The sequence below is a fragment of the Thiohalobacter sp. IOR34 genome (assembly GCF_030406045.1).
Classification (GTDB): Bacteria; Pseudomonadota; Gammaproteobacteria; order Thiohalobacterales; family Thiohalobacteraceae.
Map to the genome: position 1 here is coordinate 1198057 of NZ_CP128988.1, position 13957 is coordinate 1212013.

13 protein-coding genes are annotated in these 13957 nt (G+C 67.9%); 4 read left to right on the forward strand and 9 right to left on the reverse strand.

The annotated features are described in order from the left end of the window. Positions 1-4: 4 nt before the first annotated feature. Positions 5-451, reverse strand: coding sequence for a YcgN family cysteine cluster protein (locus QVG61_RS05530; protein WP_289932357.1), 447 nt, complete (start codon positions 449-451; stop codon positions 5-7). Positions 452-925: 474 nt separating this feature from the next. On the opposite strand from QVG61_RS05530, the gene QVG61_RS05535 reads away from it, so the two are divergent. Next, entirely contained in the window at positions 926-2095 is a 1170-nt protein-coding gene (locus tag QVG61_RS05535; RefSeq protein ID WP_289932358.1) for a cation:proton antiporter, read from the forward strand. A gap of 21 nt (positions 2096-2116) precedes the next feature. On the opposite strand, the gene QVG61_RS05540 is transcribed toward QVG61_RS05535, so the two are convergent. Genes QVG61_RS05540 through QVG61_RS05565 form a run of 6 tightly spaced genes read right to left on the reverse strand, consistent with a single transcriptional unit; the run spans position 2117 to position 7337 of the window. Further along, positions 2117-3376 carry a TRAP transporter large permease subunit gene (locus QVG61_RS05540; RefSeq protein ID WP_289932359.1) on the reverse strand — a complete coding sequence of 420 codons (1260 nt, stop codon included), beginning with the start codon at positions 3374-3376 and terminating at the stop codon, positions 2117-2119. Beyond that, a complete protein-coding gene (locus QVG61_RS05545; protein WP_289932360.1) occupies positions 3373-3867 on the reverse strand; it encodes a TRAP transporter small permease subunit in 495 nt (164 codons plus the stop codon). Before QVG61_RS05545 ends, QVG61_RS05540 begins: the two co-directional genes overlap by 4 nt. Beyond that, complete coding sequence (gene dctP, locus QVG61_RS05550; RefSeq protein ID WP_289932361.1) at positions 3864-4904, reverse strand: TRAP transporter substrate-binding protein DctP; 1041 nt, start codon at positions 4902-4904, stop codon at positions 3864-3866. The genes QVG61_RS05545 and dctP overlap by 4 nt, the downstream gene beginning before the upstream one ends. A gap of 27 nt (positions 4905-4931) precedes the next feature. Then, the gene (locus tag QVG61_RS05555; protein WP_289932362.1) at positions 4932-5822 is read right to left on the reverse strand and encodes a TRAP transporter TatT component family protein; all 891 of its coding nucleotides are present in this window, start codon (positions 5820-5822) and stop codon (positions 4932-4934) included. A 23-nt stretch (positions 5823-5845) separates the two neighbouring features. Beyond that, entirely contained in the window at positions 5846-6973 is a 1128-nt protein-coding gene (dapE, locus tag QVG61_RS05560; protein ID WP_289932364.1) for a succinyl-diaminopimelate desuccinylase, read from the reverse strand. A gap of 7 nt (positions 6974-6980) precedes the next feature. Then, positions 6981-7337 carry an ArsC family reductase gene (locus tag QVG61_RS05565; protein WP_289932365.1) on the reverse strand — a complete coding sequence of 119 codons (357 nt, stop codon included), beginning with the start codon at positions 7335-7337 and terminating at the stop codon, positions 6981-6983. A gap of 211 nt (positions 7338-7548) precedes the next feature. Between QVG61_RS05565 and QVG61_RS05570 the strand changes: the two genes are divergently transcribed. Continuing rightward, complete coding sequence (locus QVG61_RS05570) at positions 7549-9675, forward strand: GGDEF and EAL domain-containing protein (protein ID WP_289932366.1); 2127 nt, start codon at positions 7549-7551, stop codon at positions 9673-9675. Between the two features lie 810 nt (positions 9676-10485). Here QVG61_RS05570 and dapD read toward each other — a convergent pair. After that, the gene (gene dapD / locus QVG61_RS05575; protein ID WP_289932367.1) at positions 10486-11307 is read right to left on the reverse strand and encodes a 2,3,4,5-tetrahydropyridine-2,6-dicarboxylate N-succinyltransferase; all 822 of its coding nucleotides are present in this window, start codon (positions 11305-11307) and stop codon (positions 10486-10488) included. A gap of 37 nt (positions 11308-11344) precedes the next feature. Then, the gene (gene dapC, locus QVG61_RS05580) at positions 11345-12544 is read right to left on the reverse strand and encodes a succinyldiaminopimelate transaminase (RefSeq protein ID WP_289932368.1); all 1200 of its coding nucleotides are present in this window, start codon (positions 12542-12544) and stop codon (positions 11345-11347) included. 66 nt (positions 12545-12610) lie between these two features. Here dapC and QVG61_RS05585 point away from each other — a divergent pair, with 66 nt between their 5' ends. Both QVG61_RS05585 and QVG61_RS05590 read left to right on the forward strand, forming a co-directional pair. Next, positions 12611-13531: a DMT family transporter gene (locus QVG61_RS05585; RefSeq protein WP_289932370.1), complete on the forward strand. Its 921-nt coding sequence runs from the start codon at positions 12611-12613 to the stop codon at positions 13529-13531. Between the two features lie 22 nt (positions 13532-13553). Next, positions 13554-13928, forward strand: coding sequence for a VOC family protein (locus QVG61_RS05590; RefSeq protein WP_289932372.1), 375 nt, complete (start codon positions 13554-13556; stop codon positions 13926-13928). Positions 13929-13957 lie beyond the last annotated feature (29 nt).

Sequence of the window (13957 nt, forward strand, 5' to 3'; positions counted from 1 at the left end):
TGGTTCAGTCGTCGCCGCCCGGCAGCAGGTGCTCCGCCCAGTCGTCGGGATGCACGTGTTCCTCGCTGATCGCCTGATCGCGGATGGAGATGCCGGCGGCGTGCACGCTCTCCGGGTCGCCGGAGACCAGCGGATGCCAGTCCGGCAGATCCTGGCCTTCCCTGAGCAGCCGATAGGCGCAGCTCTCCGGCAGCCAGTCGAGCCCGGCGACCAGCCGGGCGTCGAGCACCAGGCATTCCGGGACGAAGTCGCGGCGTTCCCGGTAGTGCCGGCAGCGGCCACTGGCGTTGTCGAAGTAACGACAGACGATGCTGGTATAGTGCAGCTCGCCGCTGTCCTCGTCCTGCAGCTTGTGCAGGCAGCAGCGGCCGCAGCCGTCGCACAGCGACTCCCACTCCTCGCGGGTCATCTCGGCCAGCGTCTTGCGCTGCCAGAAGGGCGGAAGGCTCATGACATGGGCTCCGTGGCCGGGAGCGTGGCGGATTGCGCTGTCTGGGTCATTCGCCCATTATACTTGAGACAAACGATGATAAGCCTCATTCAGCGGGTGTCCGGGCGGCCAGCCGCAAGGTAGACCCGCGGCGGCATGGTCATCCCATGTCAAACCGGGGTTTATGCCCTTTGGGTACACACCGCGGCTGGCCGCCCGGACACCCGCCCGCAGGGAGCGGCCCCGGCGTCCCGGCTCGGCGTTGCCTTGCTTGGCAAGGGCGCGCCATTCCCGGCGCAACGCGCCTTGATCCGGAACGCCGGGGTCGCTCTGATTGAGGCTTATCATCGTTTGTCTCAAGTATGCCGGATCGATGCCGCCTGGCCTGCTGGTCACCCCCGTGCCGGGGAGCAGCCGGCCGTGGGGGCTGGCCGCCGTGATTCCCGGTGCCCACGAGACGGACACGGCCGACAACCCATCTGGGAATCGGGATTCATGCAGAACGAGCCACTGCTGTACACCATCTTCCTGATCTTCACCGGTGCCGCGGTGGCGGCAACCCTTGCCCTCTATGCAAGGCAGGCACTGCTGGTGTCCTACATCCTGCTCGGCATGCTGTTCGGCCCCTGGGGGCTGGGCCTGGTCGACGATCCGGAGCTGATCAGGGGCATCGCCAAGATCGGCATCATCATGCTGCTGTTCCTGCTCGGTCTGGATCTGCCGCTGCGCAAGCTGCTGCAGCTGGTCGGCGAGACGACCCGGGTCACGGGACTGAGCGCCCTGCTGTTCGCGCTGCTCGGCATCGGGGTCGGTTATGCCTTCGGCTATGACGCCACGGAACGGCTGCTGATCGGCGCCGCGCTGATGTTCTCCAGCACCATCATCGGTCTCAAGCTGCTGCCCACCACCATCCTCCACCACAAGCGCACCGGCGAGATCATCGTCAGCATCCTGCTGCTGCAGGATCTGATCGCCATCCTCATCCTGCTGCTGCTGGAGTTCCAGGGTGGTGGCGAGATCGGCGCGGGCCGCATGCTGTTGCTGGCCCTGGCGCTGCCCGGGTTGCTGTTGCTGGCCGGGGGGCTGGAGCGTTGGGTGCTGCAGCCGCTGATCCGCCGCTTCGATACCATCCAGGAATACATCTTCCTGCTGGCCATCGGCTGGTGCCTGGGGTTCGCCGAACTGGCCGGCGTGCTCGGCCTGTCGCACGAGATCGGCGCCTTCATCGCCGGCGTGGCGCTGGCCGCCAGTCCCATCGCACTGTTCATCGCCGAAAGCCTCAAGCCGCTGCGCGATTTCTTCCTGATCATCTTCTTCTTCTCGCTGGGTGCCGGCTTCGACCTCGGCATCCTCGGTGCGGTCTTCGTGCCGGCGCTGCTGCTGGCTGCGCTCAGCATGCTGGTCAAGCCCCTGGTGTTCCGTTTCCTGCTGCAGCAGGCGGGGGAGTCACGGGAACGGGCCGGGGAGATCGGCGTGCGTCTCGGTCAGATCAGCGAATTCTCGCTGCTCATCGCCGTGCTGGCCTTCGACCAGCAGGTGATCGGCCGCGAGGCCTCCTATCTGGTCCAGGCGGCGACCCTGCTGACCTTCATCGCCTCCTCCTACTTCATCGTCCTGCGCTATCCGACACCGATCGCCGTATCGGAGCGGCTGCGGCGCAACTGAGCCGCTTCCTCGCGCCCGGCTTCAGCGCCACCAGAGGCTGGTCTCGGGGAGGTAGGTGATCAGCATCAGCCAGACCAGCATGATGGCGAGAAAGGGCAGGGCGGCGAGGAACAGGTCGAGGACCGGCCGCCCGAAGCGCTGGCTGGCGATGAACAGGTTGATGCCGACCGGTGGTGTGCTGTAGCCGATCTCCAGGTTGGCCAGCAGGACGATGCCGAGGTGTACGGGGTCGACACCGAACTCGCGGGCGATGGGCAGGATCAGCGGCACCAGCACGACGATGGCGGAGAAGATGTCCATCATGGCGCCGACCGCCAGCAGCACCAGGTTGAGCAACAGCAGGAACTGCAACTGGCTGTCGATGTGCTCGCGCATCCAGGCCAGCAGCCGCATCGGGATCTCGGCGTCGACCAGCAGGTTGGTCAGGCCCATGGCCATGCCGAGGATGATCAGCAGGCTGCCGACCAGCATGCAGCTGTCCCGCAGCAGTGGCAGCAGCTGGCGGGAGAGGCGCAGGTTGCGATGGATCAGGCTCTCCAGCAGCAGCGCATAGGCGGCGGTGCAGGCCGCCGCCTCGCTGACCGTGACATAGCCGCCGAAGATGCCGGTCACCACGCCGACCGGCATCAGCAGATCCCAGATGCCGTCGCGCAGCGCTGCGCGCAGCTGGGCCAGGCTGAAGGCATGGCGCGGCACGTCGAAGCGGTATCCCACCGACATGCTGTAGAGCAGCAGCATGGCCAGCAGGATCAGCCCCGGCACCACACCGGCCAGGAACAGCTCGTCGATGTTGACCCCGGCGACGATGCCGTAGACCAGCACTGCCAGGCTGGGCGGGAACAGCAGGCCCAGCGAGCCGGAAGAGGTGAGCAGGCCGAGGCTGAAGCGCTCGTGGTAACCGACACTGCCGAGCATCGGGAACAGCAACCCGCCAAGCGCGAGGATGGTCACCCCCGAGGCGCCGGAGAAGGCGGTGAAGAAGGCGCAGGCACAGAGCGCCACCGCCGCCAGGCCGCCGGGCAGCCAGCCGACCATGGCATTGAACAGCCGGATCAGCCGCTGCGGCGCGCCGCCGGCCGCCAGCACCACGCCGGCGAAGGTGAACAGGGGGATGGCGGTGAGGTTGGGCGAGGAGGCGAGCCGGTTCAGCTCGATGATCAGCACCGCCGGGTCGAGTTCCGCCTGGTGCACGGCATACAGGCCGCCGGCACCGAGCACTGCGAACAGCGGCAGGCCCAGGGTGGCGAGCAGCAGCAGCAACAGGACCACGGCGAGGTTCATGCTCCGCCATCTCCCTCGTCAGGGCCGAGCAGCAGGCCGAGCAGGAAGTGCAGGCCGAGCAGGCCGAAACCGACCGGCAGGATCAGGTTGAACAGCACCGCCCAGCGCTCGTAGCCGGCCGCATAGCTCCACTCGTCCCACCAGAAGCGGCCCGCCGCCTGCAGCAGCAGGCCGGTGATCAGCAAGCCGACGGTCTGCAGCGGCCGGTAGAGCCGGGCCGTCCAGTGATCCGGCAGCCAGGCGGCGATGACGTCGATCTTGATATGGGCGCGGGCGTCGCTGGCCAGGGCGGCGCCGAGGAAGGTGACGTAGAGCACCAGGTGGCGGGCCAGGGTGTCGGCGGCGGAGAGTCCCGTATCGAACAGGTTGCGGGCGACGATCTGGCCGAGGGTGATCAGCAGCAGCAGCAGCAGGCTGGTGCCGGCGAGATAGATTTCCAGGCGGACCAGGGCGCGGCGCAGGCCGTTCAGGCTGGCCGTGGCCCAGGTCATTCGCCGCCGGATCCGCTGGCCGCCCCGGCCCGGCTGGAGCGGAACTCGTGCAGCAGACGGCGGGTGCGCTGCAGCAGCTCGGCCGGGATGTAGTTCTGTCGGGTCAGCTCTTGCGCGGCCTTGTCGCGCATCGCGACCAGCTCGGCCGGGTCCAGGTCCTCGGGCCCGAACATGAACTCCAGGCCCTCCTCTTTGAGCACCTCGATGCTCTTGGCGTTGTCGACGCGGGTGGCGCGGATCAGCTCGCGGCTGGCCTCGCGGCCGGTGTCGCGCAGGATCTGCTGCAGATCGGGCGGCAGCCGGTCGAAGAAGCGGCGCGACACCAGCAGGCCGCCGATGCCGTTGGCCATCGGCAGTTCGGTGACATAGCCGACCTTGGTGAACCACTGCAGGGCGATGGCCGCCAGGGGGGTGCAGTAGACGGTGTCGAGCAGACCGGTGGAGAGGCTGGTGAAGACGTCGGTGATCGACAGCGGCACCGGTGCCAGGCCGCTGGCGCGGAACAGGGCCTCGCCCAGCGGATCGCCCTGCCACAGCCAGATCCGCTGCTGCTTCAGGTCGTCGAAGGAGTGGATCGGCTGCTTGGAGAAGAAGTACACGAAACCGACCTCCATCCAGCCGAGCAGTTCATAGCCGTGGTCGCGGAAACCCTGTTCGAACTCGGGCATGAAGTGTTCGCGGACGAAGTCGATCTCGGCATAGTCGTTGAACAGGAAGGGCAGTTCCAGGACGCGCGCCGGCGAATAGATGCGGCCCATGCCGTAGCCGGTCAGGGCCGCGCCCTGGAGCTGGTTGAAGCGGATCTTCTTCAGCACGTCGGGCTCGTCGCCCTGCACGCCGCCGGGATAGAACTTGAAGACCAGCCGCCCCTCGCTGCGCACCTTCACTGCCTCGCCCCAGTCCTCCAGCAGGTTCATCCAGGTCGAGCCGGGCGGCGCCAGGGTGGCGAACTTGAGGACATAGCGCGGGCCGGCGCCGGCCGCCGGGCCGAACAGCAGGCCGAGCAACAGCAGGGTGGTGGTGAACAGTCGTTTCATGGTGTTCGGCATCTCCTCGTCACCCGGTCAGAACCAGGCCGCCTCCTTTGCAAGCAGGGCACGGGCCCGTTCCCGGGCGACCTGGTTGGCGAAGCCCAGCTCCGGGAAGCTGCCAGGCGGCGTCTCCAGGACGGCCGTCAGGCGCTGGTGGAAGGTCTTGCGGTCCATCATCTGCCGGGCCAGGAATTCGGCGTGCAGCACATCGACCATCAGCAGCCGCCCCTGGCTGATCTCCCGGGCGCGCGCGAAGTGCCGGGCCGACTTCTCGAAGTCGCCGCCGAACATGGGTGCGCGGGCGCCGTAGTAGACGCCAAAGAACAGGTGGGGGCCGCCGTGATAGAAGGTCTCGTCCAGCTCCAGGACCCGCTGCATCAGACGCGCGGCCCGGGTCAGACGGGCGATGCCGCGCGGGTCGTCGCGGTTCATGTCGATCCACTTGGCCCAGCAGGAGGCGCTCCAGAACAGGGCCGGCACGGCGCGCTGTCCGGTCTTGGCCAGGGCGCGGTCGAGTTCGGCCAGCGGTACCCGGCGGATGTCGATGTCCAGGCCGCCGTCGGCCAAGGCCAGCCGGGCCTGGTCGAAACAGCGCCGGTACAGCGCGGCGGCGCGGCGGCGGGATTCAGGCTCGACGAAGGCGTAGCTGTAGCCGTAGTAGCCCTCGGCGGCGTACAGCCGCAGGCGACGGTTGTGCGGATCCTCGACCAGCATGCCGTCCAGCATCTTCAGGGTGGCGGGGATGGCCGCGCGCGCCAGTTCCAGATCGGTCTCGCGGTTCATGGCCTCGATGCCGCCTTCCATCAACGTCATCGAGCTGCGTACCACCACCTGACTGACCGAACAGCCGCCGAGCAGGGGCAGCAGCAGGAGCAGCAGCCAGGACAACGTGCGGCGGGCGGGAGAGGTGTGGGTGTCGGTCATGGCGGTTTCCTTGTCCTTGGCGGTCAGCCCAGCAGCTTGTCCAGCAGGCGTTCGTAGATGGCCGACAGGCGCTCCAGCTCGTCGATGCGCACGCACTCGTCGACCTTGTGGATGGTGGCGTTGACCGGACCCAGCTCCAACACCTGGGCACCGGTGGGGGCGATGAAGCGCCCGTCCGAGGTGCCGCCGCTGGTGGAGAGTTCGCTGTCGATGCCGCAGACCTCGCGCACCGCCTCCAGGGCCGCATCCACCAGGGCGCCGCGCCGGGTGAGGAAGGGGAAGCCGGAATGGGTCCATTCCAGGCTGTAGTCCAGGGCGTGACGGTCGAGCAGGGCGCCGACCCGGGTCATCAGCGCCTCGTGGCTGGTCTCGGTGGAATAGCGGAAATTGAACGACACGCCGAGCTCGCCGGGAATCACGTTGCTGGCGCCGGTGCCGGCATGGATATTGGAGATCTGGAAGCTGGTCGGCGGGAAGAAATCGTTGCCGGCGTCCCATTCGGTGGCGCACAGCTCGCTGAGCGCGGGCAGGGCGCGGTGGATGGGGTTGTCGGCGAGCTGCGGATAGGCGACATGGCCCTGCACGCCGTGCACCGTGAGTTCGCCGCCCAGCGAGCCGCGGCGGCCGTTCTTGATCACGTCGCCGACCGTGCGGCTGCTGGAGGGTTCGCCGACCAGGCACCAGTCGATCTTCTCGTGGCGCGCCTGCAGGTGTTCGACGACCTTCACAGTGCCGTCCACCGCCGGCCCTTCCTCGTCACTGGTGATCAGGAAGCCGATCGAGCCGTGCGCTGCCGGGCAGCGGGCGAGGAAACGTTCGCAGGCGGTGACCATCGCCGCCAGGCTGCCCTTCATGTCGGCCGCGCCGCGACCATAGAGGCAGCCGTCGCGCTCGCTGGGTTCGAAGGGCGGGCTGGACCAGTGATCCGCCGGACCCGGCGGAACCACGTCGGTGTGGCCGGCGAACACGAACAGCGGCCCCTCGCTGCCCCGCCGTGCCCAGAGGTTGTCGACCTCGCCGAAGCGCAGCGGCTCGATGTGGAAGCCCAGCGCGGCGAGGCGTCCGGCCAGCAGGGCCTGGCAGCCCTGGTCGTCCGGGGTCACCGAGGGCCGGGCGATCAGGGCGCGGGCGAGTTCCAGGGTGGGGGTCATGCCGGCATCATCCTTGTGCTTGGCTGAACAGGACCTGAAGGCGGGATTCGGAGAATCCGACCTCGATCCGCCCATCATGCTCGATCACCGGCCGCTTGATCAAGGTGGGTTGCGCCAGCATCAATGCCAGGGCGTGGTCGCCATCGAGGTGTTCGCGGTCCGCGGCGGGGAGTTGCCGCCAGCTGCTGCTGCGCCGGTTGAGCAGGGTCTCCCAGCCGACCTGGCTGGCCCAGCCGCGCAGCCGTTCTTCGTCCAGCCCGTCGCGGCGCAGGTCGTGAAAACGGTGGGCGATGCCCTGGTCCTCCAGCCAGCGCCGCGCCTTGCGCACGCTGTCGCAGTTGCTGATGCCGTAGAGCGTGGTCATGGGATGTCCTGGCGCTGCATGGTGCCGCCTATTATCCCGATCCGGAGTGTCGCTGGGAATAAAAATATCCTCCTGGCCCATGTGATCCGTACGACGGGTCAAGAAATGCCGGCCCCGGTCGAAACAGGAGGGAGGAACCCGCGTCCTCACCCCGGACGGCAGATTGCCCGGCGAGCAAGGGATTGGCCGAACAACGAGAAGAGCAGAGGCCATGACAGCAGAACAGCCGTATTCACACAGTTTGTCCTTCAGCGAGCCCTCACTCGACTGCACCCCAGTGGCGCCGCAACTGGATGCCCAGCCGGCTGCCCTGTTTCGCGGCCGACTGAGCGCAGACGGCCGCGAATGCCGCATCGACTGGCAGAATGCCGCGGCGGCTGCCCTGCTGGGGGCGGTGGAAGGCGAGTCCCTGCAGCGCTGGCTGGAGCGGGTCCATCCCGCGGATCGTGAGCGCCTGCGCCTGGGGCTGCTGCGGTTGCGTCGCGAGGGCTGGTTGCAGTGCGACTACCGGCTGCGCACCGATGCCGGCCCGTGCTGGATCCGGGACCAGCGTCGTCTGCTGGCATCGGAGGGGGATGGCAGCGCCCTGATGATCGGTTCCTGGAGCGATGTCAGCGACCGCTACCGGCTCGAGGGACAACTCCAGGAACGCGGCCGTCTGCTGCAGCAGCTGATGGCCATCCAGAGCGAGGGCGTCTGTGTGATCGATCTCCAGGGCCGGTTGCGGGAGATCAACCCGGCGGGGCTGGCGTTGCTGGATACCGACCGCCCCGTCGAGCTGCTGGGCCGATCGCCGCTGGAATTCGTCACCGAACAGAGTCGCCCGCGGCTGCTGGTCTCGGCGCGCCGCGTGCTGGCCGGCCACGAGGCACGGCTGCGCATCGGCCTGTGCACCGCCGGTGGCCGGGTGCGGCGGGTCGAGGTGCGGGCCGCGCCGCTGCTGGATGGCGAGGGTCGGGTGGCATCCATCCTTGCCGTGGTGCGTGACGTCAGCAAGGTGCGGGCCGTGGAATCCCGGGCCAAGTACCTGGCCCATTACGACACCCTCACCGGCCTGCCCAACCGGGCCCTGTTCCGTGACCGCCTGCTGCAGGCCATGGCCCAGGCGCGGCGTACCGAGTCGCTGATCGCGGTCATGTTCCTGGACATCGACCGCTTCAAGGACGTCAATGACACCTTGGGCCACGCGGTCGGCGACCGCCTGCTGCAGGAGACGGCCTCGCGCATCGCCTCCTGCCTGCGCGAGACCGACGTGGTGGCCCGCTTCGGTGGTGACGAGTTCGGCCTCATCCAGACCAATCTCACCCGCGTCGACAGTGCCGCCGATCTCGCTGGCCGCATCGTGCACGCCGTGAGTCAGCCCCTGCGCATCGACGGCCACGAGATCCATACCGGTGTCAGCATCGGCATCACCCTCTATCCCTTCGAGGAACAGGAGGCGGACGATCTGTTGCGCAATGCCGACATGGCGATGTACATGGCCAAGCGTGAGGGACGCAACCGCTACCAGTTCTATCTCGCCGAGCTGAACCGCATCATCCTGCGTCGCACGGTCATCGAGCGCGAGCTGCGCGCGGCGCTGGAGCGGGAGCAGATGGAGTTGCACTACCAGCCGCAGATCTGCCTGCAGAGCGGCCGGGTGATCGGTGTCGAGGCGCTGCTGCGGTGGGAGCACCCCGAACTCGGCAAGGTGTCGCCGCAGGAGTTCATCCCGGTGGCGGAGAGCAGCGGCATGATCATGCGCATCGGTGAATGGGTGATGGCCAGGGCCTGCCGGCAGGCCCGTGCCTGGCAGGAGTCAGGACTGCCGCCACTGCGGGTGGCGATCAATCTGTCAGCGGTGCAGTTCCGGCACCGCGGATTGCTGGACTCCATCACCCGGGTGCTGGAGGAGACCGGTGCCGATCCGGCCATGCTCGAGGTGGAACTGACCGAATCCCTGATCATGAAGGACGTGCATGCCGCCATCGACGTGCTGCGGCATCTGCACGACCTGGGGGTACAGATCGCGGTCGACGACTTTGGTACCGGCTATTCCTCGCTCAGCTACCTGACCCGCTTCCCGATCCAGAAGATCAAGCTCGACCAGTCCTTCGTGCGCGATGTCGGCAGCAAGGACGGGGCGGCCATCGCCCGCACCGTGATCATGCTCGGCCACACCCTGGGCATGCGGGTCATGGCGGAGGGCGTGGAGAACCAGCAGCAGCTCGATTTCCTGCGCCTGCATGATTGCCACGAGGCCCAGGGCTACTATTTCAGCCGGCCAATGCCGGCTGCCGAGCTGGAGACGCTGCTGCTCGAGGGCCGGGAGGGGCTGCGTGCCCTGGCTCTCGAGTAGGAGCCCACCGAATCGCGGCGTGGCCGCCGCTCCTACGGGGTATGGCGGAACCGCTTGTTTGCAGGAGCGGCCTCCAGGCCGCGATCGGGTTACCGCCCAAATCGCGGCGTGGCCGCCGTTCCTGCGGGGCATGGTGGAACCGCTTGTTTGCGGGAGCGGCCTCCAGGCCGCGATCGGGTTACCGCCCAAATCGCGGCGTGGCCGCCGCTCCTACGGGGTATGGCGGAACCGCTTGTTTGTAGGAGCGGCCTCCAGGCCGCGATCGGGATTGACCGCCCGACTCGCGGCGTGGACGCCGCTCCTACGGGGTATGGCGGAACCGCTTGTTTGCGGGAGCGGCCTCCAGGCCGCGATCGGGATTGACCGCCCGAATCGCGGCGTGGCCGCCGTTCCTACGGGGCATGGCGGAACCGCTTGTTTGCAGGAGCGGCCTCCAGGCCGCGATCGGGATTGACCGCCCAAATCGCGGCGTGGACGCCGCTCCTGCGGGGCATGGAGGAACCGCTTGTTTGTAGGAGCGGCCTCCAGGCCGCGATCGGGTTACCGCCCAAATCGCGGCGTGGCCGCCGCTCCTGCGGGGCATGGCGGAACCGCTTGTTTGTAGGAGCGGCCTCCAGGCCGCGATCGGGATTGACCGCCCGACTCGCGGCGTGGACGCCGCTCCTACGGGGCATGGAGGAACCGCTTGTTTGTAGGAGCGGCCTCCAGGCCGCGATCGGGTTACCGCCCAAATCGCGGCGTGGACGCCGCTCCTACAGGGCATGGCGGAACCGCTTGTTTGTAGGAGCGGCCTCCAGGCCGCGATCGGTCTCAGATGTCCCGCAGCAGCTCGTTGATGCCCACCTTGCTCAGGGTCTTGGCGTCCACCTTCTTGACGATCACCGCGCAGTACAGGCTGTACTTGCCGTCCCTGGAGGGCAGGTTGCCGGATACCACCACCGACCCGGCCGGCACCCGGCCATAGAGGATCTCGTCCTTCTCGCGGTCGTAGATGCGGGTCGACTGGCCGATGTAGACGCCCATGGAGATCACCGAGCCTTCCTCGACGATGACCCCTTCCACCACCTCGGAGCGGGCACCGATGAAGCAGTTGTCCTCGATGATGGTCGGTGCGGCCTGCAGCGGTTCCAGCACGCCGCCGATGCCGACGCCGCCGGAGAGGTGCACGTTCTTGCCGATCTGGGCGCAGGAGCCGACCGTCGCCCAGGTGTCGACCATGGTGCCGGAGTCGACATAGGCGCCGATGTTGACATAGGAGGGCATCAGCACCACGCCGGGGGCGATGTAGCTGCCGCGGCGGGCGGTGGCCGGCGGTACCACCCGCACCCCGCCCTCGCGGAAATCACGGGAGTTGTAGTCGGCATACTTGGAGGGCACCTTGTCGTAGTAGTTGGTGAAGCCGCCCTTCATGAACTGGTTGTCCTCGATGCGGAAGGACAGCAGCACGGCCTTCTTCAGCCAGTCGTTGACCTGCCACTGGCCGTCGATCTTCTCCGCCACCCGCGCCTTGCCGCTGTCCAGCAGGGCGATGGCCTCCAGTACCGCCTCCTTGACCAGCGGCTCGACGCTGCGCGGATTGATGTCGGCGCGGCGCTCGAAGGCTTCCTCGATGATGGGCTTGATGTCACTCATGGCGGATCTCCAGTCGTCTCGTTGTTCCCGAATGTTGTCAAAGGTGTTCCACGAAGCGGCGGATGCGACGTGCCGCCTCGATGCAGTCTTCCAGCGGGGCCACCAGGGCCAGGCGCACATGATTGCGGCCCGGATTACCCTGTTCGGTGTCGCGTGACAGGTAGCTGCCGGGCAGCACCGTGACATGCTGTTCGGCGTACAGTCGGCGGGCGAATTCGGCATCGTCCAGCGGGGTCCTGGGCCAGAGGTAGAAGCCGGCCTCGGGCAGCGCAAGCTCCAGCAGGCCGTCGAGGATGTCGAGCACGGCGGCGAACTTCTCGCGGTACAGGGTCCGGTTGTCGCGCACGTGGCGCTCGTCGCCCCAGGCCTTGATGCTCGCGGCCTGGGTGGGCGGCGGCATGGCGCAGCCGTGGTAGGTGCGGTAGCGGTGGAAGGCTGCGATCAGTTCGGCGTCGCCGGCGACGAAGCCGGAGCGCAGCCCCGGCAGGTTGGAACGCTTGGACAGGCTGTGGAATACCAGGCAGCGGCGGTAGTCGTCCCGGCCCATGGCCGCGGCCGCTGCCAGCAGGCCGCCGGGCGGCGTCTTCTCGTCGGGGTAGATCTCCGAATAGCATTCGTCGGCGGCGATCACGAAGTCGTGCTCGTCGGCCAGGCGGATCAGCGATTGCAGGGTCTCCGGGGCGAGCACCGCGCCGGTCGGGTTGCCCGGGCTGCAGACGTAGATCAGCTGGCAGTCGCGCCACACGTCTTCCGGTACCGCGCTGAAGTCCGGGCGGTAGCCGTTGTCGGCGGTGGTGTTCAGAAACCAGGGTTCGGCACCGGCGAGCAGGGCAGCGCCCTCGTAAATCTGGTAAAAGGGATTGGGCGAGAGCACCAGCGCACGCGCAGCGCCACGGTCGACCAGGGCCTGGGCGACGGCGAACAGGGCCTCGCGGGTGCCGTTGACCGGCAGCACCTGGCGTTCCGGGTCGATGCTGCCGGCGGGCAGTTCGAAGCGCCGTACCAGCCAGTCGGCGATGGCCGCGCGCAGTTCCGGCCGGCCGCGGGTCAGCGGGTAGTTGGCCAAGCCGTGCAGGTGGGAGATGATCTCCTCGGCGACGAAGTGCGGCGGCGGATGATTGGGTTCGCCGATCGACAGGTTGACGTGAGAGAGCCCCGCCGGCGGCTGGATCCCGGACTTGAGCCGGGCGAGCCGTTCGAAAGGGTAGGGCTGCAGCCTGTCGAGATCGGGATTCATGGGTGGCGGGCGCTGTCCGGATGGGGGTGAGGGGTTGAAGATTGGCTCGGCATTATACGGGTTCCAGTGAAGGCGACCAAACCAGATAGCGGGCTGCTGCCCGTCCTCAGTCTGTTGTTTGCCGCTACCCTGTGGGGGGTGATGTGGTATCCGCTGCGCTGGCTGGAGACGCAGGGGATGAGCGGCCTGTGGAGCAGTCTGCTGCTCTATGCCGCCGCCGCCCTGGTCGGCCTGCCGCCGTTGCTACGCGGCCGCCGCCAACTGCGCGAGGCGCCGCTGGCCCTGCTGGTGCTGGCGCTGGCGGCCGGCTGGTGCAACGTCGCCTTCATCCTGGCGGTGCTGGAGGGAACGGTGGTGCGGGTGCTGCTGCTGTTCTATCTGTCGCCGCTGTGGACGGTGGTGTTCGGCTGGCTGCTGCTGGGCGAGCGGCTGTCGACCGAGGCACGGCTGGTGTTCCTGCTGGCGCTGACCGGGGCCATGGTGATGCTCTGGGACGATGCCATCGGCCTTCCCTGGCCGCGGGATCGTGGCGACTGGCTGGCGGTCTCCTCCGGCGTGGCCTTCGCCCTGGCCAACGTCATGGTGCGGCGCCTGCAGCAGGTTTCGGTCTGGGTCAAGACGGAGATCAGCTGGTGGGGGGTGATTCTGGTGGCCCTGGTCGGCCTGCTGCTGGCCGGCAGCCAGCCCCTGCCACCAGCGGATGCCGGCCTCTGGGGGGTGGCGGTTGCCCTGGGCGCCATCGGTATCGTGGTGATGACCCTGACGGTGCAGTACGGCGTGACCCAGATGCCGGTGCACCGTTCCGCCATCATCCTGCTTTTCGAGCTGGTGGCCGGCGCCCTCTCCGCCTACTGGCTGACCGACGAGGTGGTACAGCTGCGCGAATGGCTGGGTGGCGGCCTGATCATCGCCGCGGCCTGGCTGGCGGCGCGCATGCAGACCGGGGAGCGGGGATGGGAGAGGGACCCGTCCGGGCAACGATACTGAACGACGAGAGGAGAGTGCGGAGATGAAGGTCACCCGCCTGCACCACGTCAGTCTGCTGGTGGCGGATACCGCGCGGGCCCTGCAATTCTACTGCGGCCTGCTGGGGCTGGAGCTGGACCCGGCGCGTCCGGACCTGGGCTACCCCGGCGCCTGGCTGCAGCTCGGCGGGGCGCAGATCCACCTGCTGGAACTGCCGAACCCGGATCCCGTCCGGGGCCGGCCGCTGCACGGCGGTCGTGATCGCCACATCGCCCTGACTGTCGACGATCTGGATGCCGTCCGCGAGCGGCTGGATGCGGCCGGGATCGAGTACAGCCTCAGCCGTTCGGGCCGCCGGGCGCTGTTCTGCCGCGACCCCGATGCCAATGCCGTGGAGCTGATCGAGACAGCGGACTAACCCGCATATTGCACGAAGGATTCGAGTTT

Bases quoted from the DNA above. Each gene is read 5' to 3' on its own strand.
- QVG61_RS05530 (WP_289932357.1), bottom strand. From the start codon at position 451: ATGAGCCTTCCGCCCTTCTGGCAGCGCAAGACGCTGGCCGAGATGACC.
- QVG61_RS05535 (WP_289932358.1), top strand. From the start codon at position 926: ATGCAGAACGAGCCACTGCTGTACACCATCTTCCTGATCTTCACCGGT.
- QVG61_RS05540 (WP_289932359.1), bottom strand. From the start codon at position 3,376: ATGAACCTCGCCGTGGTCCTGTTGCTGCTGCTGCTCGCCACCCTGGGC.
- QVG61_RS05545 (WP_289932360.1), bottom strand. From the start codon at position 3,867: ATGACCTGGGCCACGGCCAGCCTGAACGGCCTGCGCCGCGCCCTGGTC.
- dctP (WP_289932361.1), bottom strand. From the start codon at position 4,904: ATGAAACGACTGTTCACCACCACCCTGCTGTTGCTCGGCCTGCTGTTC.
- QVG61_RS05555 (WP_289932362.1), bottom strand. From the start codon at position 5,822: ATGACCGACACCCACACCTCTCCCGCCCGCCGCACGTTGTCCTGGCTG.
- dapE (WP_289932364.1), bottom strand. From the start codon at position 6,973: ATGACCCCCACCCTGGAACTCGCCCGCGCCCTGATCGCCCGGCCCTCG.
- QVG61_RS05565 (WP_289932365.1), bottom strand. From the start codon at position 7,337: ATGACCACGCTCTACGGCATCAGCAACTGCGACAGCGTGCGCAAGGCG.
- QVG61_RS05570 (WP_289932366.1), top strand. From the start codon at position 7,549: ATGACAGCAGAACAGCCGTATTCACACAGTTTGTCCTTCAGCGAGCCC.
- dapD (WP_289932367.1), bottom strand. From the start codon at position 11,307: ATGAGTGACATCAAGCCCATCATCGAGGAAGCCTTCGAGCGCCGCGCC.
- dapC (WP_289932368.1), bottom strand. From the start codon at position 12,544: ATGAATCCCGATCTCGACAGGCTGCAGCCCTACCCTTTCGAACGGCTC.
- QVG61_RS05590 (WP_289932372.1), top strand. From the start codon at position 13,554: ATGAAGGTCACCCGCCTGCACCACGTCAGTCTGCTGGTGGCGGATACC.